The following is a 26,707-nucleotide window of genomic DNA, read 5'->3' as shown; positions in this document are numbered from 1 at the left end:
TGCACTGAGCTTTATTTTATATCGAAACGGTTGGCAAAATAATTCGGACTGTCGTTCCCTTACCTAGTTCGCTTTCAATCTGTATTTCTCCATTATGATTTTCAATAATTTTGTAGCTAACCATTAAGCCTAGTCCAGTTCCTTTTTCTTTGGTAGTAAAGAATGGCTCGCCAACTCTTGCTAGTTTATCCTGAGGAATTCCCTTTCCTTGATCTGTAATCTCTATAGCAATTTTTCCTGATGCCTTTCTACTAACATGCACGTCAACACTGCCACCAGTCGGCATGGACTCAATGGCGTTTTTTAACACGTTAATTAATACTTGCTTTAGCTGATTTTCCACACAATGAATCTTTGGTAAAGGCGTTGGAATTACCGGGATAATATCTACTTGGTTCATCAAGGCATGTGTTTCGATTAGCATTAATACATCATTGAGAATAATTCCAATATCCTCTGTCTGAAAGCTAAGGGCATGTGGTTTGGATAATAACAGCAATTCCGTAATAATCAATTCAATGCGATCAAACTCGCCCATCATAATCTGAAAATACTTCTCATTCCCCTGCCCATCTGCCATCATTAATTGTATGAAGCCCTTTAGCGCTGTTAATGGATTGCGAATTTCATGAGCAATTCCAGCAGCCAATTGGCCAACGGCAGATAGCATTTCGGATTTACGTAACAACTCTTCCGCTTTTTTCTGTTGGGTAATATCCTCACTAATTTTAAGGAAATGAATGATTTCCCCTTCTTCATTTTTAATGGGCAAGAATGCTGTTCGTTCCCAAAAGGCCTCATCATTCTTGCGTTTGCTTTGTAATTCACCATACCAATTTCTCCCCTTGGTTAGGGTCTGGATTATTTCTTCTTGAATGTTCTCCTCATAATCCTCATGATTTTCAATAAGATTAAGCTTTTGACCGATCACTTCTTCTCCTGTGTAGCCTGTCTTAGCGGTAAAAGATGGGTTAATATACTGAATTTCACCGTCAAGGCCTGTAATAATAATGCTATTGGGGATTTGATGAATCGCATAGGAGAGCTTCTGTAGCTCTTTGTTGGCCATTTTTAATTCCGTAATATCTACAAACGTAATGACTACACCCTTAATAACATTATCCTGTGTCCGATAGGGCAAAATCTCCATGCTATACCATTGACCATGTAAGCTTTGAATCTCTTTTTCCAACGGCATTACGCTATGTAAGACGTGCTCAGCATCTTCTACCAAATTGTTATACTTCAATTGATGTGTTATATGACTAATCGGACGATTGATATCCATGTCCATTAGATTAATAAGGGTGGTTACTGCTGGTGTAAATCGGCGTACGCACATATTTCTGTCTAAAAATATCGTCCCGATTTTCGTGCTAAGCAGAAAATTATCTATGTCATTATTTAAATCAAGCAGTTCTTGTATTTTGGCTTGATGTTCAGCGTTAACGGTAATTAATTCTTCGTTAATAGATTGGAGTTCTTCATTAGTGGATTGGAGTTCCTCATTTGCAGCAATTAATTCTTCATTGGTAGATTGTAGCTCTTCATTCGAGGTTTCTAGTTCTTCGATCGTTGCCTGTAGACTTTCCTGTGCATATTGTAGTTCTAGCTCCAGCTCGCGAATTCGTTGTGTGGTCGTACTTTGAGCATGAAAGCTCTGTTGCGCATCTTCCGGATATTTATCAGGTTTTGCTTCATCTTTAAAGGTAATCATCATATATTGCCCGTTATATTTATGGGGAGCAAAATTGGTAATGCTAAGTGTTATGAATTCAGAAAGGTCAGCCCCCTCTTTTACTTTTACATTGGTAAAGGTAATCTCTTTATTTTCCTTCCTGACTTTATGCATTGCTGAGCCAATTGCTACTGATAAGGATGGCGAAACTAGCTTAAAAATATTTAGTGTAATTTTGCCGCGTGGTAAGGTTAGATACTTATTAACAGGACCTGAAGTATGAACGATATCATAGTTTCGATCAACAATCACACATGCTGGCAAATATTCCTCTATGATCGTAGCATATATATCGTCTAGCTTATTCGTTCCCGAAATCATTTCTCTTTCCCCTATTTTCACCGGGCTGGACTGTAGAACTGGACGTCCGCTTTCTTTATCAATACGGATCGTATGATTGGGAGTGTTTTGATTCGATTTCCGAATGGTGAAAATATTCCATTTACGATTGAGAGGAACATATAGATTCGCTAGCTTTCCGATACTTTCACTTGGTCCTAAAAATAAATATCCCTTAGGATGCAAAGCAAAATGAAACAAGCTCAGTACCCTTTTTTGCACATCTGGTTGAAAATAAATCATCATGTTTCGGCATGTGATAAAATCCATATTGACAAAAGGTGGGTCTTTTATAATATTATGTGGGGCAAAAACGATCATTCTCCGGATATTTTTAATGATGTGATAGGCATCACCCTGTTTCTCAAAATACCGATCTAACAAATCTTTCGAAATATCCTTCTCAATGGAGGCGGGGTAAACACCCTGAGCAGCGTAGTTTATTGCTTCTTTATCTAAATCGGTAGCAAAGATTCGAACATCAAGTGTAATTTCTTTTTTACATAAATATTCATCAAACAACATAGCAAGTGAATAGGCCTCTTCTCCCGTGGAGCATCCCGCTACCCAAATACGCACATGCTGCTCACCATTTGCTTGTTTATTTTCGATTATTTTGGGAATTACATTTGCTTTTACGATGTTAAACGCTTCTTGATCTCGAAAGAAATGGGTGACATTAATCAGCATATCTTTTTGTAAGGCTCCCTGCTCCTCTTGTGTTTCTTCTAAATACTGAAGGTACTCTTCTAAGGATTGCTTGTTATTTATTTTCATTCGTCGTTCAATACGCCGGGTGATACCATCACGTTTATAGCCAGTAAAGTCGACTCCGTTATCCCTTGTAAGCAGGGTGAGTATGTCTTTCACTCGATCCTTTGCAATATTTTTCTCCTCTTCTCTTTCACCAAGGACATAACGTTTTACATACTGTACTAGATACTCTCCTAATTGAAAAGGAGCACAGATAAAATCTACTATTCCCGTAGAGAGCGCGCTTCTTGGCATACCATCAAACTTGGCCGATTCGCCATCCTGTACCATAACCATTCCTCCATATTCATGGATAGCCTTTATTCCATTGGAACCATCTGTCCCGGTTCCCGAAAGAATGATGGCGATAGCACGTTGTTTTTTCTCAGTGGCCAAGGATTCCAAAAAGGCATCTATAGGTAAATGAATCCCGGACACTTCAGGATACGTAGTTAAAGAAAAATGACCATTGCTAAGTTGAATATAGTTCTTAGGCGGATTTAAATAGATGAAGTTGGGCTCGATTTTCATACCATCGGTCACTTGCTTTATCCTAAGGGATGTGTGTTTTTCCAACAATTCAGCCATAAAGCTTTTATAATGTGGTGATAAATGTTGGACAATAACAAATGCCATGTTTGAAGCCTCTGGTAAATGATCAAAGAATTCCTGTAACGCCTCTAGTCCCCCAGCAGATGCACCAATCCCTACTACTGCAAATTCTTCTGTATTCTGCTTGTTCGTTTCATTTCTTTGGATAGAATCTTCTTCTCGATTGGACATCTAAAATCACCTTTCCTTGCAAAAATACTGTGACAAGCGTTTTTCCTGCGACTATTACCTAATGAATAGATGAAGAAAAGCGCAGTCGAGCCTAAAAACGAGGGAGACACTTCCAAAGTTTTTTCATAAAAATTACCAAAATACACTACTACAAGTTTAGCAGAACATCTAAAAACATAATATATTGTTTTCAAATTATGACATGCGAAATACCCTTCCTATCTACGAGAAGGAAGGACCAATCGTTCAAAAATTAGCAATGAATTTTTGTATATGATCTATTGACTATACCCAAATATTACCATATACTACATAAACAAACACTAATTTACTGTATATTTGTAATGTTTGTTATATATTATCTAAGAAAGGGGAATTACTCACAAAAAAGTAGTCAAAAGTAACATTTTATCCTGCTATGTAAGAACTAAAAGCTGTCACTTTCTTTTATTGATCTATAACCTAAAATAGTTTGCAGGAAATCGTACACTGCTAGATAGGGATACCTACTTAGAGTGCTCTTCATTATGGAATTGATTCCTAATCTATCGAAAAATAAAAAGGAGGTCATTTCGTGCAATACCGCCAACTATTCGAAAAATATCAAGAGATTCGTTCTCTTACTCAAGATTATGAAGCATGGATGAATTCCTCGATTGGTGGAGACCTATGGATTGATGGCTTGCAAGTTTTTTTGACGATAGAGCCTGCTGATTTTGAGTCTGCCTATAAACAATTTGTTGAAAATTATACATACGATTCACATTCTTTTATGCGATGTTTAACTTCCCTACATCAATTCACTGTTGGTTGTGCTAAAGAAAGTGAATTTGAGTTATACAAAGCACTCGCTTTGGGGATGACCTGGCTCTCTTTCTATCCTCATTATCAGAGTGATTTTTTTAATCTTTCTGGTCGTATTACCAATCATTCGATTGCTTTGCTACTAAGCCCTACCTATCAGGCTATGTGGATTACCGGTTACAACGAAGGACTTACTCTGTACATTGCAGACAAAGCCAACTCCCATCTCTCTCTTTTCCGACCTGAGAATGATCTAATTTATCAGAATCATCAATATTTTCTCCAAATGAACTACGTCAATTTTCCTTATCAAAGTTATTTTCATGAAATGGCTCACATTCTGTTTTGTTATAACCTTTACGCGCACGTCTTAGCTAATGAAAATGAAAGAAATAACTATCTTTCCTACGTGGAAGAGGGGATTGTTACTCTTGAAAAAAAGGTACTTTCCGAATTAATTGCTGTAAGAGATAACCTACATGTGATTCATGATGGATTTAATGGTTCCAGCTCCCCCGAATTCAGAGAATATAACCTTAGTGTTATAAGTGGTGAAATTTCTTCGATATCCGCTAGCTCTCTAAAATGGTTCACAAAGGCTTACATGCAAGTAGGAACAGAAAATAATGACACACCAAATAACGCAAACTCTGCTAACCAACTACTGGTATCTAGTCATCCGCTTACAGAAGAAAAAACATTTTCTATGATACCTCCTTGCCTACCGCATATAGAAAATAACAAACAGCACTTTCGATGGACAATTCGAAATGGGGCATATGATCATATTCCAGCCTATCGAGAAGTCATTGAATTAATGGCACCAGATTTGAATGATTTTGCAAAAGTACAAGAAGCTCTGCATCCAAGCACATATACTGCCTCACAGATATCCAAAGACTTACCAGAGCCAGATTCAGACCAGCGGGAACAGAAAAAGCAATTATGGCGTTGGCGAGAAGCATATGCTCGTTTGGCTGAAATTCGCGGGTATATTGAAATGGAAGCCCCCCTCACAGATGCGATACCAGACATTCAACGTCGATTACTGATCGTGGCGAAACGAAATGCTCATTATTTGAATACGTATTCCACAAAGGATAAATTATCGAAAAACCACACAAGTGAAATCATGTCTGTAGAAAATATGCGTAAAGAAATTCGCATTATTCTGTGTGGATTACGCCATACAGCTACTCGGGAATTGCTGTTATCCATGTTCGACGAGCCATTTATGCATGTGCTAGAAACAAGCTGATATTTTTAGTAAAACGATAATTATTTATGTGAAAGGACTTTTTCTCTTCCTAGCGAAAAAGTCCTTTCACATGCTGTTGGCAAATCATGTACGTACTGTTCCTATTTTCTGTTTTTATCTAAAAGAGCGATCCCATCAGGCAAGACTTCCATTATGATTCCAATACCAGGGAGTGATCGCACTTGTAGGCGAGTTGAATTTTATATGCATCTAACAAAACTGATCGAATGGAGAGATGTATGATGGTTAAACAGCAAAGTAGGAAATACAGTATATTCATGTTTGTAGTAATCCTGACCATAACCATTCTTTTTCCTACACCTTCTATCTATAGTTCACCTGTAAAAGAACCTCTCTTGGGCCCAACAGACTCTAAAGAAGTAGAAGATTTTGCAGATCAGTTCTTTAATCAATCACATATTAAAAATCAGTTGGCGGGAGCTGTTTTTGTTATCGTCCGAGATGGCAGGATATTGCTGAATAAAGGGTACGGTTATTCTGATGTAGAAAAAAAAATAGCTGTCAATCCAAACCATACTATTTTCCCGCTAGCTTCTATTTCTAAAGTTTTTACATCTACAGGAATTATGCAGTTAGTCGAACAAGGAAAGCTCGATTTAGATGAGGATATCCAAACCTATCTTAAGGACATAACGCTAAACAATAAAACCACTGACAAACTAACAATGAAGCATCTATTAACCAACACAGCAGGCTTTGATTTTACAGATAAGCTGGAATCCATCCATCACCATAGTATCCCGCGGATCTCGTTGGATAAATACGTGAAAGAGAATATGCCTAGTATTGTCCGTAAACCCGGAGAAGCATTCCGCTACGATAACTTTGGCTTTAGTCTTCAAGGATACATTCTGGAGAAGTTGTCCGGTAAATCCTTCAACCAATACATGACTGAGAATATTTTTACCCCTTTGAAAATGGAAAATAGCAGCTTCTTACTTACACCGCAATTAAAAGCTAATTTAGCAACTGGATATACTTCTAGCAATCAACCATTTCCTGTTTTTTTATCCAATCCGATTGAACAGCCTGAAGGAGGAATGGTTTCAACTGGGCATGACATGGCCCAGTTTATGATGGCTCATCTCAATAAGGGTTCGTTTGACGGTAGAACAATCCTGAAACAGGGTACAGCTCAAAATATGCATACCATTCACTATTCCGTTCATCCCAAGGTTCCAAATATGGCATACGGCTTTGAAACATACTACCATTCCAGTCACAATAATCAATTTGTTATAGGCAAAGGTGGAGATATACCCGGGTTCCATTCTTGGATGTGGCTGTTGCCAGAGCATAAGGTTGGTGGGTTTATTATTTTCAATAAAGATAAGGAGTTTCGCGAGGAGTTATTTAAAGCCTTCATGAATCACTATTACCCTATACCTAAGAAAGAACAGACCTATATGACATCCTCCCCTCAACAATTGAAACGCTTTGAGGGTACCTATCGGGATTTGCGGATAAATCCTTGGATCACTAAAATTACAGTAACCTCACAGGGACAGCTACTAGCAGAAGATCCGATGGAAAAAAATATTCTTCGCCAGGTCGATCCATTGCTGTTCAAGGACGAAAAAGGCACCTTTTTAGCCTTTAAGGAATCCGCTGATGGTAGCATAGGCTATTTGCAATATCGTAATATGGTCAGTATGGCTCAAAAAATTTCTCCCTCTAAGCATTTTACCGATGTTCCTCAGTCACACCCATATGCCGCATATATCAATGGCGTTCAAGACCTTGGAGTGCTCCGGGGAGATTCGAATCATGCCTTCCGTCCTTTAGCACCCATTACAAGAGCCGAATTTGCAGGTGATTTAGTACGGCTTATTGGGGTTCGTGCCTCTACTAATCCCGTGTCATTTATAGACTCTAAAAAGAGTCCATACGTAAAAGAAATTCAAGCTCTTGTAGAAGCAGATGCCTTAAAAGGAACCTCTCCTACTAAATTTGAACCCAATCGTCCTATTACAAGGCAGGAAGCGGCCGTTATTGTATTTGAGGTGTCCAAATCATTACTGAATGCTCAGCCTGTTAAGGTTAACCTTAAAGGCGCCATTGATCCTTGGGCCACTCAAGCTGTTCAATATGTAGTGTTTCATGGTCTATACGGACCTGAGGTTATTTCCTCCAAAGGCTTGATTGACTATAAGGCTAAGGAACCTCTACTGCGCCAAGAAGCAGCTGCCTTCCTGTATAACTATGCACGGCATATTTTCAAAAAATAAGTAATCTCTATATGAGTATGGAATAAACATAAGGTTTGATTGTATTGATTGGTGTAAGGTTATCAAAAAAGGGCCGTTTCCTTGAAAGCAAAGAAACGGCCTTTTGGAAAAAGAACCAAGGAACCTACTTGTCCTCATTCATCCATTCCATTAAGGTTTTAGCAAATAACTCTGGTTCTTCAAACATAGGATTATGTCCACTATACTCAAAAATTACTTTCTTCACGTTCCTATATGTGTTATCAAGTGAGTCCCATAGTGAAACGGGAGAAACCAGATAATCATATCTTCCTAGACCAATGAATACTGGTTTTTTGAAATCCGCCAACGATTGGATTAAATTACGTTTTCCAAACTCTTCTCCCCACAGATGATCCATAATTGGCATATTGGTATATACATTCTCCCACATATAAGCTGCATCAAATGTATAATCGTAAAAACTTTGAGCCCCCATGCGAATGCACATATGGACAAATCGTCTTTCAGGATCTTTTTGGATGTCACTTTCTAAAAACGCGATATCTGCTTCAAACTGCCGCTTTCTCTTTAGGCTGGCCGTTTGATAAAAAAATGAGGTGCTTTGCTGCTGTCTTTCTTGACTATTTGTAGGTGCTGAATTAAGTAAGACAACTTTCCGAACAGCCTCTGGATATTTCTGGGCATATGCTAAGGCCATAAAGGCATGTCCTGAATGTCCCAGTATAATAAAATCCTGCAATTCGAGTGCCTGTCTTACCCTTTCTGTATCATCTAAAATTTTATCTAATTTATAATCTTCTGGTTCTAAAGCACGAGGTGGCTTTCCAAAGCCTCTATGGTCTAAAAAAATAAATTGAAATGTTTCAAATAAATTTTCTGAGAATAAACGAGGATAATATATGCTGCTCCCTACCACCAGTACTGGCTTTCCAAACCCTTTTATACAATAGTTTAATGTGAATCCATCACTGGTTATACTTTTAAATTGGTTCATCTGAATAGCTCCCTTTTTTTGTTAAGAAGAGCTAATAAAACTCAAGCTCTCCTTTCAATCACTCCCTTTCCTGCTTCTAATCCCCTTATATTTTCCATTGAACGCTCTAACAATTTACATCACCTCAATCAATGGTGTTGCTTCGATAGTAAAACATTTGGGATACGAAAACATAATATCCCTATCTAGGAAGTGTAGCATATTAAAATACCCAACAATAGGTATTTGGATAAGAGCGATTCTTCGCTTACATACAACTGTTGCACGCAAAAAAGCTCTCTCTGGATGTGTCCAGAAGAGAGCCGTATTGAATTACTTCCTTTCTGGTCTACTACATTTTTATTAGGTCATCGACATTTCTCTTATTAATCTGTGATACGTATAATGGAAAGGTGTGCTACGGTTGGAGAGAAAGGCAGGAATGGATTGTTAATCACGCCAAGATTATAAGTTGTTCCGCCAGCGCTTTGTCCCTCTCTTTTTATTGTAGGTTGATTGTATAGTCTAAAATGGGCGGAAATTGATTAGGGACCTGTAATTTCTTAAGCCCCAGGTTTCTGCTGTCGGTACTGCCTGTATCCCAGCACCACTCGAAAGCTCTCGAGGGGATTGGGGTAACAAATTCGCCCGACCACGTACGTCCAAGACCACTTGTATCCTCAGCGTAGTAAAAGAATTTTCTACCGTTGGCCCACCCGCTCCAAACCTGCACCGTGTTCCCCGGAGCCACCTTATACCAGCCCTTCTTTGACCACTTGTTGCTCCCCTCACAATTGGGAGCCGAGTAGGCATAAACAATCTGCAAGCCTACGTTAGTCCTGTTGCGGAAATGAAGCCCCATCGTCGATCACTCCTCGCCCGTTATTGTTAGGCTGTACGTCATACGCGGAGAGTAAGGGGAAGTTTGTTGTCCATGTTGTCCATGTTGTCCATATTGTCCATATTGACCAATTCACCCTGCCCCCAACTTCTTAAAAGAATAGAAACATGAAGATGGATTATCGCATGGAGAATGTCCGTTCATGCGTTATACAAAGTGTATTACTCCTGTTATCCATCATTTTTCCTGTTATTATATTTGATTATAGAAATTTTAGTTGATTGTCCATCTACAAATAGGGTGAAGTAAACCAGTATAATCGACACAGTACTCAGGTCTACTCCCATGGATTAATCAAGGACCTATAACTTACTTAATCAGCCCATGAATAGTAAAAAATGATTGCTAATCCCTTAATTAAACACTATCAGGTCAAATATCCTGAAATGGTACTTATGCCCATGTCAATTTCCATCCCCCTTCATACAGTGTAATAAACTAGGAGAAGGGGTTTTAAAATGACAAAAATACCTGTTGCAGGTTTTCTATTTCAATCAAATGACTCCTCCGCAGAACATTCGCATGGATTATATATCACTTCTTGGAATGGTATGCCTGTACACCGACATCCGTTTTCGGGAACTACTTCATTTAATGATGGTCATGATCATCAATACGTTGGGGTAACTGAACCAGCCCCGACAGGTGTTCCCCACGTTCATCGCTATTATACGATTACTTCATTTAATGATGGTCATTCTCATATAATTGAAGGCACAACCGGCCCTGCAATCGAACTGCAGCGTGGAGGACATATTCATTACTTTGAAGGGTATACAACAGTAAACGGAAGACACCCTCACACCCATCATTACAAAGGAGCAACAGAAAATGAAATTCCTTAAACAGGAAAACATGTTTGGCGAAACATCACATTGAATATCATCTGGGAACAAACAAAAAAGCTCACATGATTTGTGAGCTAAAATACATAACTTCAACTTTTTATCTTGACTAACAATCGGATACAGGGCTGTTTCTTTTTTGTTTACTCCGTTTGGTTGCCCCTTCTAATACCACTTCAAATGCATCTAAAATTTCAAGAAAATGTGATGCCTCTCTAAAAACATGATCGGCAAGAAGAGGAGGGATAATGCTCTTAATACGACAAGCTTCGATTAGATCGCGAGCAGTTTTTTTGAAATCACGGAGTTGACGGACAGACACTCTATTCTGATCAACAAACTGCGATAGTAACGGAACAGTTTGAGATTGGGGACTCATGGAATCTAAATCAATGGCTTGGTATAGAAGTTGATCGAAGTCATGACTAAAATCATTTGCTTGTTCAACCAATTTCCTTTCAGAAGGATCAAGTAAGTGATTAATAAATTTAGCATGATCAGCCATAATCCTAAGAAAGAAGACATTTTCATTAATAATAGCATCTGGCAAAGGATCTAGGGTTCCAGTGTTTAGTTGTTCCAAACGTTTCGCAAAATAAGCAGCTTCCCGGCTAACATGATCCACTAATAACGGAAAATTATTACCTCCAATTTGGCAGGAAATGATCAAACCTAATACCCTTCTTTTGAAAGCCCAAATTTGATTAACACAGGGAAGAATTTGAGCATTGAACTGACCGATATATTGAGGGTCGGTATCTTCTGGTAAGGCAAGGGCCTTGGCTTCTATTTCCTCAAATATATGGTAAAAATAATCAGCTTCATTGATTAATTGGGTATCGTCACAATTAAAACCTAGCTTCAAAAAAAGCGAATGTTCCTTCATTATCCTAGACCAAAAACGAACTTCCTCAAGTGATCTAATTACAAATGCATCCGCCATCCAATGCGTCCTCCCCAACATATGTATTTCTATAAGTTTATGCAAGAAGCATGTCTCAAATGTCTGTTGCTCACATTCATTATTGGATAGTCGATTAAATTACTTACTGCCACACTGTAAAATTTACTTTACATCTGCTTATTTATTACGTTTTACTGAACACCTTTATTATAAATTAGTAGTGTTTAAATATTTAAAGCATAATTTTATTAGAAATAGGCCTGTCAGTTACTTAGACAGGCCTATTTATCATCCTCTAACATCCCAGAGTGACTATAACCTTTACCTTTCAAGCTTTTAGAATTTACTTTTTCCAATTACTCTAAAGACATTAAACTAGTGAACATGAACCTTGTATGTTCTAACTTGAGTACCATTTGTATTGCTCTCTCACCAAAGTTGACGAAAAAAACCAAAATACCGTGGACAAATTCAGAATATTTTTATAATATAAAATTGTAAATTAAATACATATCAAGGAGTGAATTGGTAATGAAAAAATTAGTTGGCATTGCTTCAGTACTTGCTTTACTAGTATCGGCTACCCCCGCAATCGCAATGGAAATTCAATCTGAAAATGCCGCTGTAGCAGTAGCTTCTATTATTAGTGACAGCCGAACTTTAGAACCAGAGGAGAAATATGAGACATCTACTTTTAGAGCCTCCAGTAATACCTTGACTCTTACCGTAGATCAGTCATCCGACGGTTCTACCACTCATATTAAATATACCCTCTGGGATGATACCGGAAATCAGGTTGGTAAGGTATTTAATGTGAAAAAAAATGGAACTGCCTCAACTACATGGGATGTAAAAAAGGGAAAAAAATATACTTTAGAGATGCTCAATCGTAGTACACATAATGGTATTTTCATAGAAGCCACGACTGACTTTTCTATAGAATAGGTAAAGAGAGAAAAGAGACCTTCCTCTATAATGGAAAAGTCTCTTTTTTTGTCCCAAATGATAGTGATATGCTCTAGCAAAAGGAATGCTTATTTGCAAAATTTATTTCATTTTCGCAACAACTAAGTTAATTTAATCGTCAATTTACCAAATTTATCCACGAGGTTACATCAAGCAATGTAAACAGTGATTATATATCACAAAAAATCCCCTTCTGGTGGATTATCTCTGCTCCCTTAACTATAAGGATATACAGCATAATTAACCACAGGGGATTTTATTAATAATTTTATTCTTTCTAGTAGGCCTCTATTTCTTTTTTACCAAAAAACTGTTTCAGAGCTTTGTAAACCTCACCTTTTTCCCGAATAATCGAGTACATGAATTTCGGGTCTTTAATATGACGATATGCGGACATGAGAGTACTGTGACGATTATACTGATTTACCTCACCATATCCAAACATATTCGATCTTTCCATTAATTCCTTTACCAATTTTACGCAGCGTTCATTATCTGAGGTGAGGTTATCCCCATCTGAAAAGTGAAACGGATAAATGTTATATTGGCTTACAGGATATCGTTCATCAATAATTTCCAAGGCTTTCCGATAGGCCGACGAGCAGATAGTTCCACCGCTTTCTCCTTTAGAAAAGAACGCATCCTCTGTCACTTCTTTTGCTTCCGTATGATGTGCAATAAAAGCAATCTCCACCTTTTCATACTTGGTTCGCAAAAAGCGAAGCATCCAAAAGAAAAAGCTACGAGCTACATATTTTTCGAAAACTCCCATAGAACCGCTCGTATCCATCATCGCTATAATTACAGCATTGGAATGAGGCTTCACAATTTCTTCCCAGGTTTTAAAGCGCAAATCTTCCATCGAAATTCCTAGTTCTAGATCAGTATACCCAGCTAATGCATTCCGACGAATGGCAGACAGTAAGGTACGTTTTTTATCAATATTCCCCATCAAACCTTTTTTCCGAACATCGTTAAATTGAATATCTTCTATGGTAATTTTCTGTTCAGCTTTTGTTTGAAGGTTGGGTAACTCTAACTCAGAAAACAGCATCTCCTGCAATTCTTCAACTGTAATCTCAGCTTCATAATAATCATCACCAGGTTGATCCCCGGCTCCTTGCCCCTGACCAGCACTAGCATCAGCCGAGTCACCGTCTTTAGCTATAACATCTCCTACCTTGGAGTCACCCCTACCTTGGCCTGTATGCTGTCCTTTATTAAAATTGTAACGAAAGCGATACTCATCCAGCGATCTGATTGGTATTTTAATAATGTCTCGACCATTCGACATTATGATATTTTCTTCGCTTACTAAATCAGACAGGTTTCTCTTGATCGCCTCCTTTACCTTTTCCTGATGTCTGCTCTGGTCCTGATGACCTTTTCTATGCAGAGACCAGTCTTCTTTGGAGACGATAAACGAGGAATCGTTCATCAAGCTCCCCCCTATCGATTCAGCAAACTACCTACGTAACGCAGCAGTTCATTTGCTGAAATTGGCGTATATCCGTGTTCTTCTACTAAACGACGTGTTACCTCATTGATTTTTTTCAATTGGTGCTCATCTGGCGTTTTTGTGGAGGTTGTTATTTTGACCACATCTTTTAAATCTGCAAATAATTTTTTCTCAATTGCTTCACGTAGACGATCATGTGTGTTGTAGTCAAACCGCTTTCCTTTACGCGCAAAAGCTGATATCCGAATAAGAATCTCTTCACGAAATGCACGCTTGGCATTTTCAGAAATACCGATTTGCTCTTCAATAGATCTCATGAGGCGCTCATCCGCTTCCAATTCCTCACCTGTTACTGGATCACGCAATCGGTTAGAATTGCAATACGCCTCAACATTATCCAAGTAATTATCCATCATCGTTTTCGCTGATTCCTCATAGCTGTATACAAATGCCTTCTGGACTTCTTTTTTTGCAATTTCATCATACTCTTTACGCGCAATTGAGATGAAATTTAAATAACGCTCTCGCTGTTCCTTACTGATGGAAGCATGCTGATCGAGTCCTTCTTTTAACGCCCGCAAAATATCCAAAGCATTTATAGATTCCGTATCACGGCGTATGAGTGCACTGGAGATCCTATTAATGACATAACGAGGATCAATCCCAAACATTCCTTCATCTGTATACTCATTCCGTAAATCCTCGATATCTGATCCTTTGAAACCCTCAACGGATTCTCCATTGTACAAACGCAATTTTTTTAAAAGATCGGCACCTTGTTTTTTGGACTCTTTTAAACGAGTTAAAATGGAAAAAATGGCCGCTGTATATAACGCATGTGGGGCAATATGAACATGACCTAAATCAGATTGTTTAATTAATTTATCATAAATTTTCTCTTCTTCTTTCACGCGAAGATTATACGGTACTGGCATAACAATCATTCGAGACTGTAATGCTTCATTCTTTTTATTTCCGATAAAGGATTTGTATTCCGTTTCGTTTGTGTGAGCAATTATCAGCTCATCAATTATAACTTCATATACCTAAAAGGGGAGGGGGATAGTTACCGCATTTCTGATAAGAAATAAAAAAGAAGAGGCTCCTATGATCTTACCCCTGTCAAGTAGACAACTTTAAACAAGCCCCATCTAGGCAGCCTGAGTTCGGTATTCTATCGGACTCAGGTTTTTTAATCGAGATTGAAACCGTTGCTGATTATAGAAATTAATGTAACCGTGGAGAGCTTCTTCCACTTCTTTATCTGTTTGAAACGAATGAAGATACAAACACTCTGTTTTTAAATGCCCAAAGAATCCCTCAATACAGGCGTTATCTAAACAGTTACCTTTTCTAGACATACTTGCTACGATTTTATATTTCTGAAGGAACTGGTTATACTGCTTTGAGGTGTACTGATATCCTTGATCACTGTGTAGGAGGACTCCGTTTACATCCCGCTTTTTAAGCGCTAATTTTACGGTATCCATTACAAGCTGTAAATCATTACGTTTGCTTGTTTTGTAGGCAACAACTTCGTTGTTATACATGTCGTATATGACCGACAGATAAAGACGGCGACCATTAAATAGTATGTAGGTAATATCTGTAGCCCATTTCTCATTTGGCCGTGAGGCGTAAAAATTTCGATTCAGCTTGTTTTCGGAGATAACAACCTTCTCTTTGCGCCCAAAGAATTTTCGTTTTTTACGGATTAGCGCTTGTATCCCAAGTTCCTTCATGATGCGATACACACGTTTATGATTGACTTTTAGTCCGTACCTTCTAAATAACCACACTTTTATTCGGGGATACCCGTAAATGCCTTTGACCTCTTGATAACACTCCATGATCATTCCTCTTAATTTTTCATTTACCAATTGTTTTGAGGTGGGGTGTTTCTCATGAGAAAGCCACTTGTAAAAACCACTACGAGATACTTTCGTAATTTTACACAATAAAGTAATAGAATACTTTTTAGACAATTCTTTAATAAGCTCGAAAAAACAGCGTTTATCTTTCGGTTTCACCTCTTTTCTAGACCTAGCCACTTTTTTAAGAATTCGTTCTCTGCACGTAATCGAACTATCTCTTCCTCCGTACTCTCTGGCCTTGTTCGTGGTCTTCCTCTAAGAGGATTTTTTGTTCTCCCGCGTTTTTCATCTAGTCCCTGTATACCTTCCTTTCTATAATGATCAACCCATCTTCTTAAAATAGAAGGGTCACTAATGCCGAGATCCCTTGTAAGTGTTTTGTACCCTTGTTCACCGCTCAAATAAAGCTGTACGGCTTTTAGCTTAAAATTCTTTGAATATGTTTTTCTAATTTTCCCCATAAAAAATTCCCCTCCTAGTTAATACAGTAAGGGGTCTTGCTTCTTACTGTCTACTAAAAGGGGATAATATCACCTAATGGGAGGCCTCTTTTTTTATTTTGGCTGATTCAACCAAGATACTTGCTATTTCTCTGTGTAGTTGAACCCATTCTTCTCGTGTTGGTCTTTTTTTAGGAGCTATAACACCAATCCTGCCATGTTTGCCATCAATCCATAGCGTAACCTGTTCATCGAGATTTTTTATAACTGGCGGATTTACTGATTTAACAGTATGCATCTAACTCCCCCTTTTTTTCTAGTTGTATATCTTATTCAAATCGCCATCTTAACTTAACCCCTATAATGAAGAACTTTTTTCGACTTGGATATTTAATACCATAGCTAGTTTGCGAAATGCTTTCTTTCGAATTTTTCTATAGGTGTCCTTACTAATAGGGGGGTCAAACTTAAAATTATATACATTGTAGTCAGTGATATACTCAGCTTCTCTACACATGTACCTTTCTTCTATTAAAAAACGTTCCTTGCGCGGCAAGTTATTTACCTGCTCGTTCCATCAAACTACAATAGGTCTTTCTTGCGTTCATAGTATCAACATGGTGTATTGCTATAGAAGCTGTTTGGTCACTGGTTACATTCGTTGGCCCATGAAACCTTTCTGTATATCCTGCTGTGGTATTTGCTTCTCGCTCTTCAAACATCAAATATTTATTTAACCGATATTGTTCAAATGCAGACTCTACAGCCCTATGAGTTTCTTTCTGGTCTATTTCTGCAAAAAAGCTCATCTGCATCATATCTCCCCTTAATGCTTGGATTGAAAGATTTTGCCCCTGCTGCTAACAGGGGCCAGGAACAATTTAGAATGGTAAGTCATCGTCATTTTCATTATTTGTGGAATCTACGTTAGATTCTTCTTGTTTCATCTCTTCTAGCGGTTCCTTTTCTTCATTGTCATGAGCTTCTTTTGCCTTGTTAAACTCTTCAACTGGTGTAGGAACGTTTTCAATGGTCAATTGCTCTTCCGTTACCTCAACGTTTCCTCCCGTATCTACGTTGTACCAAATGCCTTCATGTACCTTTGGCTCACTGTCGTAATCGTAAATATCGAGTTGGTCGCTTGAAATATCCAGGAACACAATATTGCCTTTCAATTTATGCAAGCTGACTATTTGTGCGTCTGTCAGATCGCCTTTAATTTCAAATTTCAAAATGTCCTTTTTTGAACCTGCATTAAAATCAAGGAAGGTAGCTTTAACTAATGTTTTCATAGATCGTTCTCTCCTTAGTTAGTTTATTTTTTATTTAAAAGGCGTAGTTTGTACTTTCTTACAGACTCCCGATATTGATGTAGAGCAATTCTAGCTAACACATAAGCGTCAATAACGTTGTCACTAGGATGGCTATATCCGAACATTTCCTCGACAGCTATAGCAACCGCATCTTTTTTTGATAAGGTACAAGGAAACAGCGAAAATACTGATCTAAAAAAAAGAATCGGTGAAAGAATCAAAGAAAAAAGAACAGAGGCTGGATTATACCAATCACATTTAGCAGAAAGAGTTGGGGTTGATCGGGTTAGCATATCTAACTATGAAACAGGTAGAGCTGTGCCACCTTGGGATATAATCGTTGCACTTGCAGAGGTTTTAAATTGCACGACTGATTACCTTTTATGTAAGACAGATATTAATCTATATGACTGGATTCCTTCTCCTGCTGAAGAAGCAGAAGAAGCACAAAAAAAAGAGAACCCTGATCCGTATAAAGACGAAAAAGGGTTCTTAGCAAATATTGATCTAGCAGACGAAGAATTACTAAAACAGTTTAAAGTAGTTTTGGATGGTCAGGAGTTGTCTGAGAAGGAATGGAAAAAGTTAATTGCTTTTCTCCGTGTTGATCGTCAGTACCATTAATATTGGGTGTAACATCATTTATCACATTCCGTAAATTGATTTTTATTACATTAGCTAATTTGTCTATATCTACAATCACGCGATCACGTATCATTAATCAATCCACCATCCTATTTACTTTATGTTTTTTCATAGTTGTTAAATCTTGTTAAACTATTATAACATAAAACAAGAACGATCGTTCTTGTTTTAATAAATAAAATATTAACATCAGAAATATATTAAGCAAGGAGAACAGCTTATAAATTGACATCCTACAAGCTCTATACAATGAACATATAAAACACCTTTCAACCTTTTACGGAATTGAAGGTGTTTTATTTTTTTGTAGCTAGGAACATATAGAACTTAATATTTTTAAAAATAATACTCTTATACTTTTATTTTTATTTACAATATTATCTAATTAAAGTATGATGTAATGGAATATTTTTACTTATTTTTCCAAATAAAAAAGGGGGATAGGTTTAATGTACGCCTTTGAATACAATCATCAAGTAGCACAAATTGAATTACGTCAACGCTTGCAAGAATCACTTGATAGTAAAGGGTGGAAACAAAAAGACCTTGTACAAGCTACCGGTATGGATTCTGCCACAATAAGCCAATTAATGAATAACAGGCGAAGAATGACATTACCTCAATTAGAAACAATTACAAGGGCTTTACAAATACAGATGGATACTTTCTACGAATGTTTTTTAGGTGAATGTTTTAACGAAACTGGGAAACTATCACCTGTTAAAACGGCTGAATTTTTTATAGGTTGCATCAAGGCCGAAAGGTACGATATTACAAAAAAAATTATGGATTTTATCAACGAGGACACAGACAGAAAAAGACTTGTTGATAATACATTTAAAATGGCAGAACATATTTTTTTATCTGAACAACGAAATTACAGTCTACCGCTATATGACATTGTGATTAATAACAGTTCGACACGTAACGAACAACTAGCCATTGCTTATTTTAGACGATTTATCATAGCAAGAGATGTAGACATTACTGTCTCTGGGTATGAAACGTTGTATCAACTCCTAGAATATCTTCCATTGCTCCCACAGGAATATAAATTTGATGCTTATTATAAAATATTGACATTCTATAATGTCGTAGAAAAATGGGATAAGCTATTAAAGTATGCAAAAGAATTAAAAGAATTAGCTACTTCTGAAAACGAAAAAAAATATATTACAGAAGCTTTGCTATATGAAGTTGCTAGCTATGAAGGCTTGAAAGATTATAAAACTGCACTTCATGTTATAAAGGAATATGCTACTTATGGTAATGAGTATGAAGAGCTAGCGAAAATCAATGAAACGTTGCTCCTGATTGAAATGGGCCATGTTGAATACATTGAGGAACATATAAAGCTAATTGCCTGTGATTTAAATAAATTATGTGTTTTTTTACCTGTAGCAATAGAAACATATCTTCAAAAAGACATGCTACAAAACATCGGGGAATTATTATGTTCATTTGAAAAAGAAATTATGGAAATATGTAGCAAAACGCATATACTTATTAAAAGACATAAATTAAAGCTATTTCAAGCTCTTTCCGCATATTATTTTATTAAGGGAGAAAAGGATAAGGGATTCAAGTATAATTTGGAAGCCATCCAATTAGCACTTATGTTTAAAAATGTAGAACGATTACGCAGCCTTATTCTGCTCCATTACCAAAACGATCCGTCAGAAGAACAGAAAGAAGAGTTCGTTACCATTATGACAAGGGGGAATAATCAATATGAAGAAAACATGGATTTTATCACTGGTGACTCTGTCCTTATTAGGTTTTATCGGAATCAACTCGGAAACAGCTTTGTCAGCAACACATAATGAACAAAGCCTTTCTACAACTTTCATTTATGGAGAAGGTTGGTAATGTCGTTAAACTTAATAAATTGATCTACATTTTGGAAAATCATCCATTTTGTTAAGAGGGATACCTCTTTTTTTTTTGAAAAAAATTAAATAAAAATTTTTTTAGGAAATTTGTTTATCTTAATATATAATCAACCCAACAAATGGTAATCCATATAAAATTTAGGTTGATTACATTATTTTTATATTTTTGTGGATGCCAGAAGAAAGGAGGATAGAAAAGAAGAAATATTCAAAGAAAGGAGTTGACAGATGTTAGTATGGGGCGATTGCAGGGGTAGACGTCGAAAGAAGGATTTTAAACAGGTAATAAAATCGGGATGTTCCCAAATGCCCAACGAAAGCTTAGGAACACCCCCACAAACAGAGCATATTAATGATGCTCCATTCAAGTTTACCATGCCTTTGCGTTTAAATGGAAAAAAATATTTTTTTTCGAAAAAGTAATTATCTTACATGTGAATAAGCTGTACGGAAAACTTTGTATAACAAAATAAAGCCGTGGTTCAGCTATTCCTTATAGGCAATTATATTGATCGAGAATAAGGAATGTTTGTAGGTCTTAATGTAAAAATATCCCTTTATTGATAATATTAGGAAAAGAGGTTATACTTTATGATGAACAAAAAGTTAATTAAAGGAATTGCAATTTTATCTACTGTTGGGTTTCTAGGGACTGCTATAGCTCCGGCGACCAGCGCGTTTGCCCAAGAAAAAGTGTCGCAATCAGTTTCTTACCAAACTCCAATGTCACAAAAAGAAATGGATAAGATCATCCAAGAAACTGCTAAGGAAATTTTAGAAACTGCACCAAGAGTAGTAGTAAAAGAGCCTGCACAACTTGAAGCACAGGGTTTTGTTTCTCTTGGAACAAAGCTAATGAAATATTTTGGAAAAGCTTATGTAAAAAAGGAGCTACCAAAAAAAATATATACTAAATTCCCAGACATAGTTAAAGAAAAAATGTCCGAAGACATGTGGATTGGAATTTGGAACACCTATATTTTAATGGGACCATTAGAGGAAGTAAAAGAAACTGTAACGGAAGCTTTGGAGCCATATGTTTGGGGATGGGTTGCAAAATCTTGCGGGATTATTGCACAAGGTATCGTGTACGCTCTAATTTAAAACAGAAAGGAGATATAATGAACCCAAAGACTTTAAAGTTCATTCTAACTATTTTTTCTGTATATGGTACTTTGCAAGTTACAAAAGAAATGAATATAGCTAACAATTGGTTTATTACCGAGTTTGTTCGTTTCTTGATTGTTTTAGTAGTAGGTTTCGTTGTTTCTATCCTATTATCTAAAATATACAAAGATAAAGAGGAATAGCAGTCCTCTTTTAATCTTAACTAAAAAACATTATGTAGAAACGTCCGAATCTCCCTCGTATTCGGACGTTTTCTCGTTCTCTAATAACTGTTTATTTTTTCTATTTATTCTGCGGCTCCTGCCCACTAGCAACCCTTATCTGATCATCCAGCATCTCTTTAAAACGGGAATGTATGTTCTTATTTTATTTGATGATGATGAATTTATGCAATGGCTAAAATTGGCTCAAGGATTAAAATAAATAATTGAAAACAAAATCCAAATATATACATCAAAAGGAATAAATGGTATATTTATATTGAATTATAATTATGTAATTATAAAGGAGAGATTTAGATGAAAAAAGCTTTACTATTGGCTAGCCTTGTTACCGTAATAGCTTCTTCTTTCGGCATCACATCCGTTGATGCAAGTTCTAATCAACAATCAATTAATATTGCAGCTAAATGTCGAGAAATAAAATTTGATCTTCCAATAGGCGCCCAATATTCTTTGACTCTTGACCGTGCTGGAGTTATCTATAGCCTATCTCAAACCATAACCAATGATAAAAAAGGTACGCGTACTCTTATTTACAAAGAAAGGTATCACTGTACTTAATTAAATATTTACAAAATCAAAAACCGTCAGAGCAAATCTGGCGGTTTTCTACATTCTAATCTTCCAACATCCGTTCATCTTGTTAAGAAATAAGAAGGTGTTTAAATAATGTTTAGTTGCAAAATTTCATGAAAATAAGCAAAATGGTTGCAGAGATGATTGTCAAGAAAAAATGAAAACCTTCCCAATTAAGGAGGATTTTAAAGTTATTTATTTTGTACTTTCTGACCACTAGCAACCCTCAACTCATCTGCCAAATGTCCAATCCTAACAGCTTCATCCTTCATTCCCATTTGATTGTAAAAAGCCCATTGCCCTTGTAAATGTCTAATAATTTCGTTTGCTATTTCTGGTTTCACCGTTGTTTCCTCCTTCATAGTTGCATCCCAAAAATCTTTCTCCATACAGTTCATATCTACGCTGCCTTTAATACCAGCTACTTTCCCACAATCGGAATACTAGAATACCGCCCAGCGGCTCCATGTAGGATTTAACATAGGTTGGTTTGTATTATAATGGGCCACCCATAAAGGAAAGCCAGCAAGAGCCTTCCCAAGGTTTCTTTTTGCAAAATAAGCGCCTGTATAAATCATAGGCGTTTTTCCTGTATGGCCCTTAACATGGGTAAGAAACGCGAGACAAAACGCTGTAATCTGTGCAGGTGTTAACCCCTTGTCCGTCTCAATATCAAGCACTAACGGCATATCACACGGTAGTCCTTTGACCGTTTGAACAAAATGTTCAGCTTGTGCCTGGGCAGATAAATCAGGGTGGGCAAAGTGATAATACCCCACCTTGATTCCGGCTCTATTGGCTCCCTGAGCATTTTCTTTTAGCTTCCTATCTACTAGGCTAGTCCCTTCTGTCGCCTTAATAAAAGCGTACCTCACACCGTCAGATGCAACTTGATTCCAATTAATTTCCCCTTGCCATTTAGACACGTCTATACCCTTGATATTGGTTGTATTCTTTGCTTGCATTACTTACCATCTCCTTTATCTTTTAAGACCTCTACAGCTCGTTTAAGGGGAAATGCCCTTTAATCCGGTCTTACTAATAGCCTTCAAGTGAAGTACATCAAACCACGGGATTTTACGTTGCTCCCCATTTGGTAAAGTCGTTGTATACCACACTTCACCTGTGTTCGGATCGGTGGTTACTTCCGTTACAGATGGATTTAAGGGCCATAATGCCTCCAGTCTGCCATTCCATCCCCAATCAATAAGAGCGTAGGCATTTCCCCATAGCATTACATGTACTTGTAGCAACTCTTTAAACGTGTAGGCGTTCATATACGGATTAGGCCGAATGCCTAGCAGACTCGTGACAGAATGGTTTCGATCTCGTTCAATTCTGTTTCCCTTGCGAGTGAAAATCTGGATCGGTAGCTTGCCGATATCACCACCTAAGATACTCGCGCATGTGTAGACATTACTGTTTAGTAGAGCTGTGTCACCTGTTACGCGTTCCCCACTGTACGTCGTTGATCCACCAAGTAGATTAATGAGCCAGTCTTTCGGGTTCTGTAAGTCTTTGAAATAAGCTCCTGAATATCATTGGTTTCACCTCCTGCGCTCAGGCACTTTGGAGAGTTTCTTGCTGATTAAAAAGCCTAAAAGACATAAAAAAACACCGGATACATAAAGTCCGGCGATACCATTTAGTAAGTAGGTGGCTGTCGTAATACAAGCACATCCAGAGAGAATGAGAATATCCTCGATAAATAATAGCAGGAACCGTAAGTACTTCACTTTCTCCCTCCTTTAAATTGCATAATAAAAAATCACCGCATATATAACGATGATTTTTTCATTATCTTATTATCACAACCAATAGTTTTTCATTAAATCACTAAACCATTGAGGCTGCCTTACCTCTTCTCTAGGAAGATATTCCTTTAAAACAGGTTTAATATCAAGTATTGGAGTACCTTTAACAGCATCTAAACCTTGTACATATAAAACTCTATTCTCCCTTTTTAATAGTTTTACAGTTGTTAACCCTAATTTATTGGGTCTATATTTACTTCGTTGAGCAAGAATCCCTACTTTAGGATAATTAGGATTATTTCTTGGAACCTTAGAACCATATTCAATTTCATCGTCTCGGACTTGATCAAAATAAAAAATAATTTCTATATGTGAGTACTCGTCAATACCATCCAAGCTACTATCTTTCATATGATCAGCTAATGTAATAGTAGAAATCTCTTCCCCCCAAAAATCATGAGACAAATCTTCTCTTTTATTCTCAACAAAACCAATTGGTTTAACTTGAAACATTGAAATCTCATCTCCTTTTGACCTATAAATTAAATTCAATATATTTGTATATTATTTTACAATCAATCTTTAAAAATAGTTTTCAAAAGGGTTGGCTAAATTAAGAAAAAACTTACTAAAGATTTTAGAAACTGAAATTACCCGATAAGATATGGGCGTTTAAATCCGCTTTCGGGTCTCTACACATTACCCTTACATGTGCGTTTATCGCTGACGCTATCGGGCCGATTCCGTAGACTTAGACTTGTCCAGCATAATATTTTCCTGGGCATCCATCTTGGTAACTGCGTTTCCGATTGACCATTCCAGGACAGGTTTCTTGTCATGTAGAACCTTCTTTTCTAAGACCATTTCTCTGAAATTCTTCGGCTCTGATAGAGTACGAACCCCTTGCCTAATTTCAATCATGGTATAGCCTTCTGCTTCCATATCAACAGCGAATTGAGTTGCATTGTATGGATCGTAACAAATCTCCTTGATTTTCCATTCCTTTTCGCGCTCCATGCGCTGAATATACGCCTTAATAAACGTGTAATCCACAACAGCCCCAGGAGTAGCCGTCACCCATCCTTGCTGGATATATAGATCATAGGGGAACCTATCTGTTTTTCGTTTTACTGCTAACGTATCCTCAGGTATAAAGGAATGATTTAATATAGCAATGTGATCATTTTTTAAATCAAATTCAAATGACACACTGGTTAAGTCAATTTTTTTAGACAGGTCAATACCAACAATACATTCAAATTGGGCAAGATTAGGCATTTCATCAACGCCACATTTGGCCCAAGCCTCCAGTGACATATACCCGTTTTCTTTCTGATCTACCCACCGATTCATATTTTTGGTTAAGTAGTTTCGCATCTTCTCCGGTACGTCTAAAGCAGTTTTAAGCTCGCCACGCAAATAAGCCATACCCTCGTCATATGAACATAAGATCGGGTTGGCTTTTATCCAGACAGATTCGTCCTTGATATCATCGTCCTTGTCAAGCTCGTTGACCATTACGAAATATTCCTCATTTTCTATGGATGAATGAGGATCAAGGATATTCGAAATATACTTATATTCCACACTATAGCAAGGGTGGTGCAGGTTGAATCCTGCTGTTGTAATAATCATCATTAACGGTTGACTACGTGCGCCCATACCCGACACAAGCACGTCATAAATTTCGGAAGTAGGGTGGGCGTGATACTCATCAATGATGCCAGCTTGTACGTTAAAACCGTCACCCGTTTTTCCTGCATCTTTTGATAGAGCAGCGATAAAAGATTCACTTTTGATATGCTGAATTTTTCCGTATGCTACTTTGAACTTACCTTTTAGATCGGGGCAACCATCAATTTGCGTTCGTGATTCATTCCAAACAATTTTACTTTGCTCGGCTTTGGTAGCTCCGATATAAACCTCTGACATGTTTTCACCGAAAGCAGAGGCTTCATAGCTCGCTACAGCCCCCAAGGATTGCGATTTAGCATTTTTCCTACCTACCTGCCAATATGCTTTGCGAAAACGCCGTAGACCTGTATCCTTATGCACCCATCCATAAATGTTCCCAAAGACAAATACCTGGATTTCATGAGGGGTTATTCGTTTACCAGCAAGTTTCCCTTTTGTGTGCCGAAATAAAGACATCCAATATAAAAAACGATGTGCTTTTTCCTCATCAAAAATATAAGGAAAATGTTCCGTCCCCTCGTTCTTGATATCATCAAGGAAACGGCTACACGCCCATTTGTGCTTCTCACAAGCAACTATCTCACCAGCTACGATATCAAGACTGTAGTCAATTAGATATTGTTTAATCATAAATCACCGAATGCCTTTTCGACCTCGCTAGGCTCCTGCTTCTCCTGCTTTGGTATTACAAGCTTGCAACGAGAGGCAATAGTAAGGCCCAGATCACTTGCTGCTGATCTACATTGCTTAAATAATTTATCTTGGTTAATCAATAAATCTGAATAAGCTGCGTTTGCTTCCTCCCATTCGTTCATGTCAATTACAGCCCCGTCTTCATCATGAATTGCTTGTTTGCGCTGTACTGTCAATTCCGTTTCTAGTAAAGCATCTGTGACTTTTATATACATCTTTCGGGCATATAAAAAGCGAGCCAGTGCATCTACATCAAGATTAGTCATGATGCCGATTTGCAGTAGCTCGCTTGCAATCTTTTTAAATTCTTTTTTCAGGTCTTTCGGTAGGTAGTTAGGGGGCTTTACTTTATCATTTGCCGCCTTTATTTCTTGGGCTTTACGCTGTTCTATTTCAGCTTTTGTTAGGTTTTTCTTTCCCTTGTAGAGCAGCAAGTCAACTGGTTGCCTTGGTCTAGCCATTCCCTCACCCCCTTTTGTCTATTGAAAATAATGTATTAGACTGTGCAAACAAAGTGCTAGA

At 37.4% G+C, this 26,707-nt stretch carries 25 protein-coding genes and 2 pseudogenes; 9 read left to right on the top strand and 18 right to left on the bottom strand.

Annotated features, from left to right (window positions below):
- Window positions 1-16: 16 nt before the first annotated feature.
- On the bottom strand, window positions 17-3,613 hold the full coding sequence (locus BRLA_RS04015) for a CheR family methyltransferase (protein WP_003335340.1): 3,597 nt from the start codon (window positions 3,611-3,613) through the stop codon (window positions 17-19).
- 574 nt (window positions 3,614-4,187) lie between these two features.
- On the opposite strand from BRLA_RS04015, the gene BRLA_RS04010 reads away from it, so the two are divergent.
- Both BRLA_RS04010 and BRLA_RS04005 read left to right on the top strand, forming a co-directional pair.
- On the top strand, window positions 4,188-5,675 hold the full coding sequence (locus BRLA_RS04010) for a hypothetical protein (protein WP_003335341.1): 1,488 nt from the start codon (window positions 4,188-4,190) through the stop codon (window positions 5,673-5,675).
- A 278-nt stretch (window positions 5,676-5,953) separates the two neighbouring features.
- Window positions 5,954-7,924: a serine hydrolase domain-containing protein gene (locus BRLA_RS04005; RefSeq protein ID WP_236867714.1), complete on the top strand. Its 1,971-nt coding sequence runs from the start codon at window positions 5,954-5,956 to the stop codon at window positions 7,922-7,924.
- A gap of 124 nt (window positions 7,925-8,048) precedes the next feature.
- Here BRLA_RS04005 and BRLA_RS04000 read toward each other — a convergent pair whose 3' ends face one another.
- Entirely contained in the window at window positions 8,049-8,900 is an 852-nt protein-coding gene (locus BRLA_RS04000) for an alpha/beta fold hydrolase (protein WP_003335345.1), read from the bottom strand.
- 481 nt (window positions 8,901-9,381) lie between these two features.
- Window positions 9,382-9,741 carry a DUF1036 domain-containing protein gene (locus BRLA_RS25200; RefSeq protein WP_003335346.1) on the bottom strand — a complete coding sequence of 120 codons (360 nt, stop codon included), beginning with the start codon at window positions 9,739-9,741 and terminating at the stop codon, window positions 9,382-9,384.
- Window positions 9,742-10,238: 497 nt separating this feature from the next.
- On the opposite strand from BRLA_RS25200, the gene BRLA_RS03990 reads away from it, so the two are divergent.
- Window positions 10,239-10,625: a YmaF family protein gene (locus BRLA_RS03990; protein WP_003335347.1), complete on the top strand. Its 387-nt coding sequence runs from the start codon at window positions 10,239-10,241 to the stop codon at window positions 10,623-10,625.
- A 109-nt stretch (window positions 10,626-10,734) separates the two neighbouring features.
- Here BRLA_RS03990 and BRLA_RS03985 read toward each other — a convergent pair whose 3' ends face one another.
- Window positions 10,735-11,568: a DUF2935 domain-containing protein gene (locus BRLA_RS03985; protein ID WP_003335348.1), complete on the bottom strand. Its 834-nt coding sequence runs from the start codon at window positions 11,566-11,568 to the stop codon at window positions 10,735-10,737.
- 492 nt (window positions 11,569-12,060) lie between these two features.
- Between BRLA_RS03985 and BRLA_RS03980 the strand changes: the two genes are divergently transcribed.
- A complete protein-coding gene (locus BRLA_RS03980) occupies window positions 12,061-12,474 on the top strand; it encodes a hypothetical protein (protein ID WP_003335349.1) in 414 nt (137 codons plus the stop codon).
- A 298-nt stretch (window positions 12,475-12,772) separates the two neighbouring features.
- Here BRLA_RS03980 and yhbH read toward each other — a convergent pair whose 3' ends face one another.
- The 7 genes and pseudogenes from yhbH to BRLA_RS03945 all read right to left on the bottom strand — a co-directional run bounded on the left by yhbH (window position 12,773) and on the right by BRLA_RS03945 (window position 17,560).
- Complete coding sequence (gene yhbH / locus BRLA_RS03975; RefSeq protein ID WP_003335350.1) at window positions 12,773-13,933, bottom strand: sporulation protein YhbH; 1,161 nt, start codon at window positions 13,931-13,933, stop codon at window positions 12,773-12,775.
- 11 nt (window positions 13,934-13,944) lie between these two features.
- Window positions 13,945-14,982, bottom strand: a pseudogene (locus BRLA_RS03970) (protein prkA); the annotation flags it as partial.
- Between the two features lie 123 nt (window positions 14,983-15,105).
- Window positions 15,106-15,984 (bottom strand): IS3 family transposase, encoded by an 879-nt coding sequence (locus BRLA_RS03965; protein ID WP_003335352.1) that lies wholly within the window; start codon window positions 15,982-15,984, stop codon window positions 15,106-15,108.
- Window positions 15,981-16,289, bottom strand: coding sequence for a transposase (locus BRLA_RS03960; RefSeq protein ID WP_003335353.1), 309 nt, complete (start codon window positions 16,287-16,289; stop codon window positions 15,981-15,983). The genes BRLA_RS03965 and BRLA_RS03960 overlap by 4 nt, the downstream gene beginning before the upstream one ends.
- Before the next feature lie 73 nt (window positions 16,290-16,362).
- Window positions 16,363-16,566 (bottom strand): hypothetical protein, encoded by a 204-nt coding sequence (locus tag BRLA_RS03955; RefSeq protein ID WP_003335354.1) that lies wholly within the window; start codon window positions 16,564-16,566, stop codon window positions 16,363-16,365.
- 259 nt (window positions 16,567-16,825) lie between these two features.
- Window positions 16,826-17,077 (bottom strand): ArpU family phage packaging/lysis transcriptional regulator, encoded by a 252-nt coding sequence (locus tag BRLA_RS24485; protein ID WP_236867755.1) that lies wholly within the window; start codon window positions 17,075-17,077, stop codon window positions 16,826-16,828.
- Window positions 17,078-17,149: 72 nt separating this feature from the next.
- Window positions 17,150-17,560, bottom strand: coding sequence for a hypothetical protein (locus tag BRLA_RS03945; RefSeq protein WP_003335358.1), 411 nt, complete (start codon window positions 17,558-17,560; stop codon window positions 17,150-17,152).
- Window positions 17,561-17,677: 117 nt separating this feature from the next.
- Between BRLA_RS03945 and BRLA_RS22750 the strand changes: the two genes are divergently transcribed.
- From BRLA_RS22750 to BRLA_RS03915, 5 genes are all read left to right on the top strand, one after another.
- Complete coding sequence (locus BRLA_RS22750) at window positions 17,678-18,205, top strand: helix-turn-helix domain-containing protein (protein WP_003335359.1); 528 nt, start codon at window positions 17,678-17,680, stop codon at window positions 18,203-18,205.
- Window positions 18,206-18,675: 470 nt separating this feature from the next.
- Complete coding sequence (locus BRLA_RS03935) at window positions 18,676-20,049, top strand: helix-turn-helix domain-containing protein (protein ID WP_003335360.1); 1,374 nt, start codon at window positions 18,676-18,678, stop codon at window positions 20,047-20,049.
- A gap of 660 nt (window positions 20,050-20,709) precedes the next feature.
- Complete coding sequence (locus BRLA_RS03925; protein WP_003335362.1) at window positions 20,710-21,222, top strand: hypothetical protein; 513 nt, start codon at window positions 20,710-20,712, stop codon at window positions 21,220-21,222.
- A gap of 17 nt (window positions 21,223-21,239) precedes the next feature.
- Window positions 21,240-21,428: a hypothetical protein gene (locus BRLA_RS03920; RefSeq protein WP_051876101.1), complete on the top strand. Its 189-nt coding sequence runs from the start codon at window positions 21,240-21,242 to the stop codon at window positions 21,426-21,428.
- Between the two features lie 336 nt (window positions 21,429-21,764).
- Window positions 21,765-22,028, top strand: coding sequence for a hypothetical protein (locus BRLA_RS03915; protein ID WP_003335364.1), 264 nt, complete (start codon window positions 21,765-21,767; stop codon window positions 22,026-22,028).
- Between the two features lie 206 nt (window positions 22,029-22,234).
- Here BRLA_RS03915 and BRLA_RS23565 read toward each other — a convergent pair whose 3' ends face one another.
- From BRLA_RS23565 to BRLA_RS03885, 7 genes and pseudogenes are all read right to left on the bottom strand, one after another.
- Window positions 22,235-22,387 (bottom strand): hypothetical protein, encoded by a 153-nt coding sequence (locus tag BRLA_RS23565; RefSeq protein WP_162472682.1) that lies wholly within the window; start codon window positions 22,385-22,387, stop codon window positions 22,235-22,237.
- A 99-nt stretch (window positions 22,388-22,486) separates the two neighbouring features.
- Complete coding sequence (locus tag BRLA_RS03910) at window positions 22,487-23,008, bottom strand: glycoside hydrolase family 25 protein (RefSeq protein ID WP_003335366.1); 522 nt, start codon at window positions 23,006-23,008, stop codon at window positions 22,487-22,489.
- Between the two features lie 42 nt (window positions 23,009-23,050).
- Complete coding sequence (locus BRLA_RS22985) at window positions 23,051-23,533, bottom strand: phage portal protein (RefSeq protein ID WP_081870797.1); 483 nt, start codon at window positions 23,531-23,533, stop codon at window positions 23,051-23,053.
- 57 nt (window positions 23,534-23,590) lie between these two features.
- Window positions 23,591-23,779, bottom strand: a complete 189-nt coding sequence (locus tag BRLA_RS03900; RefSeq protein WP_041751946.1) for a hypothetical protein — start codon at window positions 23,777-23,779, stop codon at window positions 23,591-23,593.
- Window positions 23,780-23,851: 72 nt separating this feature from the next.
- The gene (locus tag BRLA_RS03895) at window positions 23,852-24,310 is read right to left on the bottom strand and encodes an SAM-dependent methyltransferase (protein ID WP_003335368.1); all 459 of its coding nucleotides are present in this window, start codon (window positions 24,308-24,310) and stop codon (window positions 23,852-23,854) included.
- 124 nt (window positions 24,311-24,434) lie between these two features.
- A pseudogene (locus BRLA_RS03890) lies at window positions 24,435-26,122 on the bottom strand (terminase large subunit).
- Window positions 26,119-26,646, bottom strand: coding sequence for a phage terminase small subunit P27 family (locus BRLA_RS03885; protein WP_003335370.1), 528 nt, complete (start codon window positions 26,644-26,646; stop codon window positions 26,119-26,121). The pseudogene BRLA_RS03890 and the gene BRLA_RS03885 overlap by 4 nt, the downstream one beginning before the upstream one ends.
- Window positions 26,647-26,707 lie beyond the last annotated feature (61 nt).

Origin of the sequence: Brevibacillus laterosporus LMG 15441 (assembly GCF_000219535.2) — a bacterium.
In the GTDB taxonomy this organism is placed as follows: Bacteria; Bacillota; Bacilli; order Brevibacillales; family Brevibacillaceae; genus Brevibacillus_B; species Brevibacillus_B halotolerans.
This window is presented reverse-complemented; position numbering and strand designations above follow the sequence as displayed.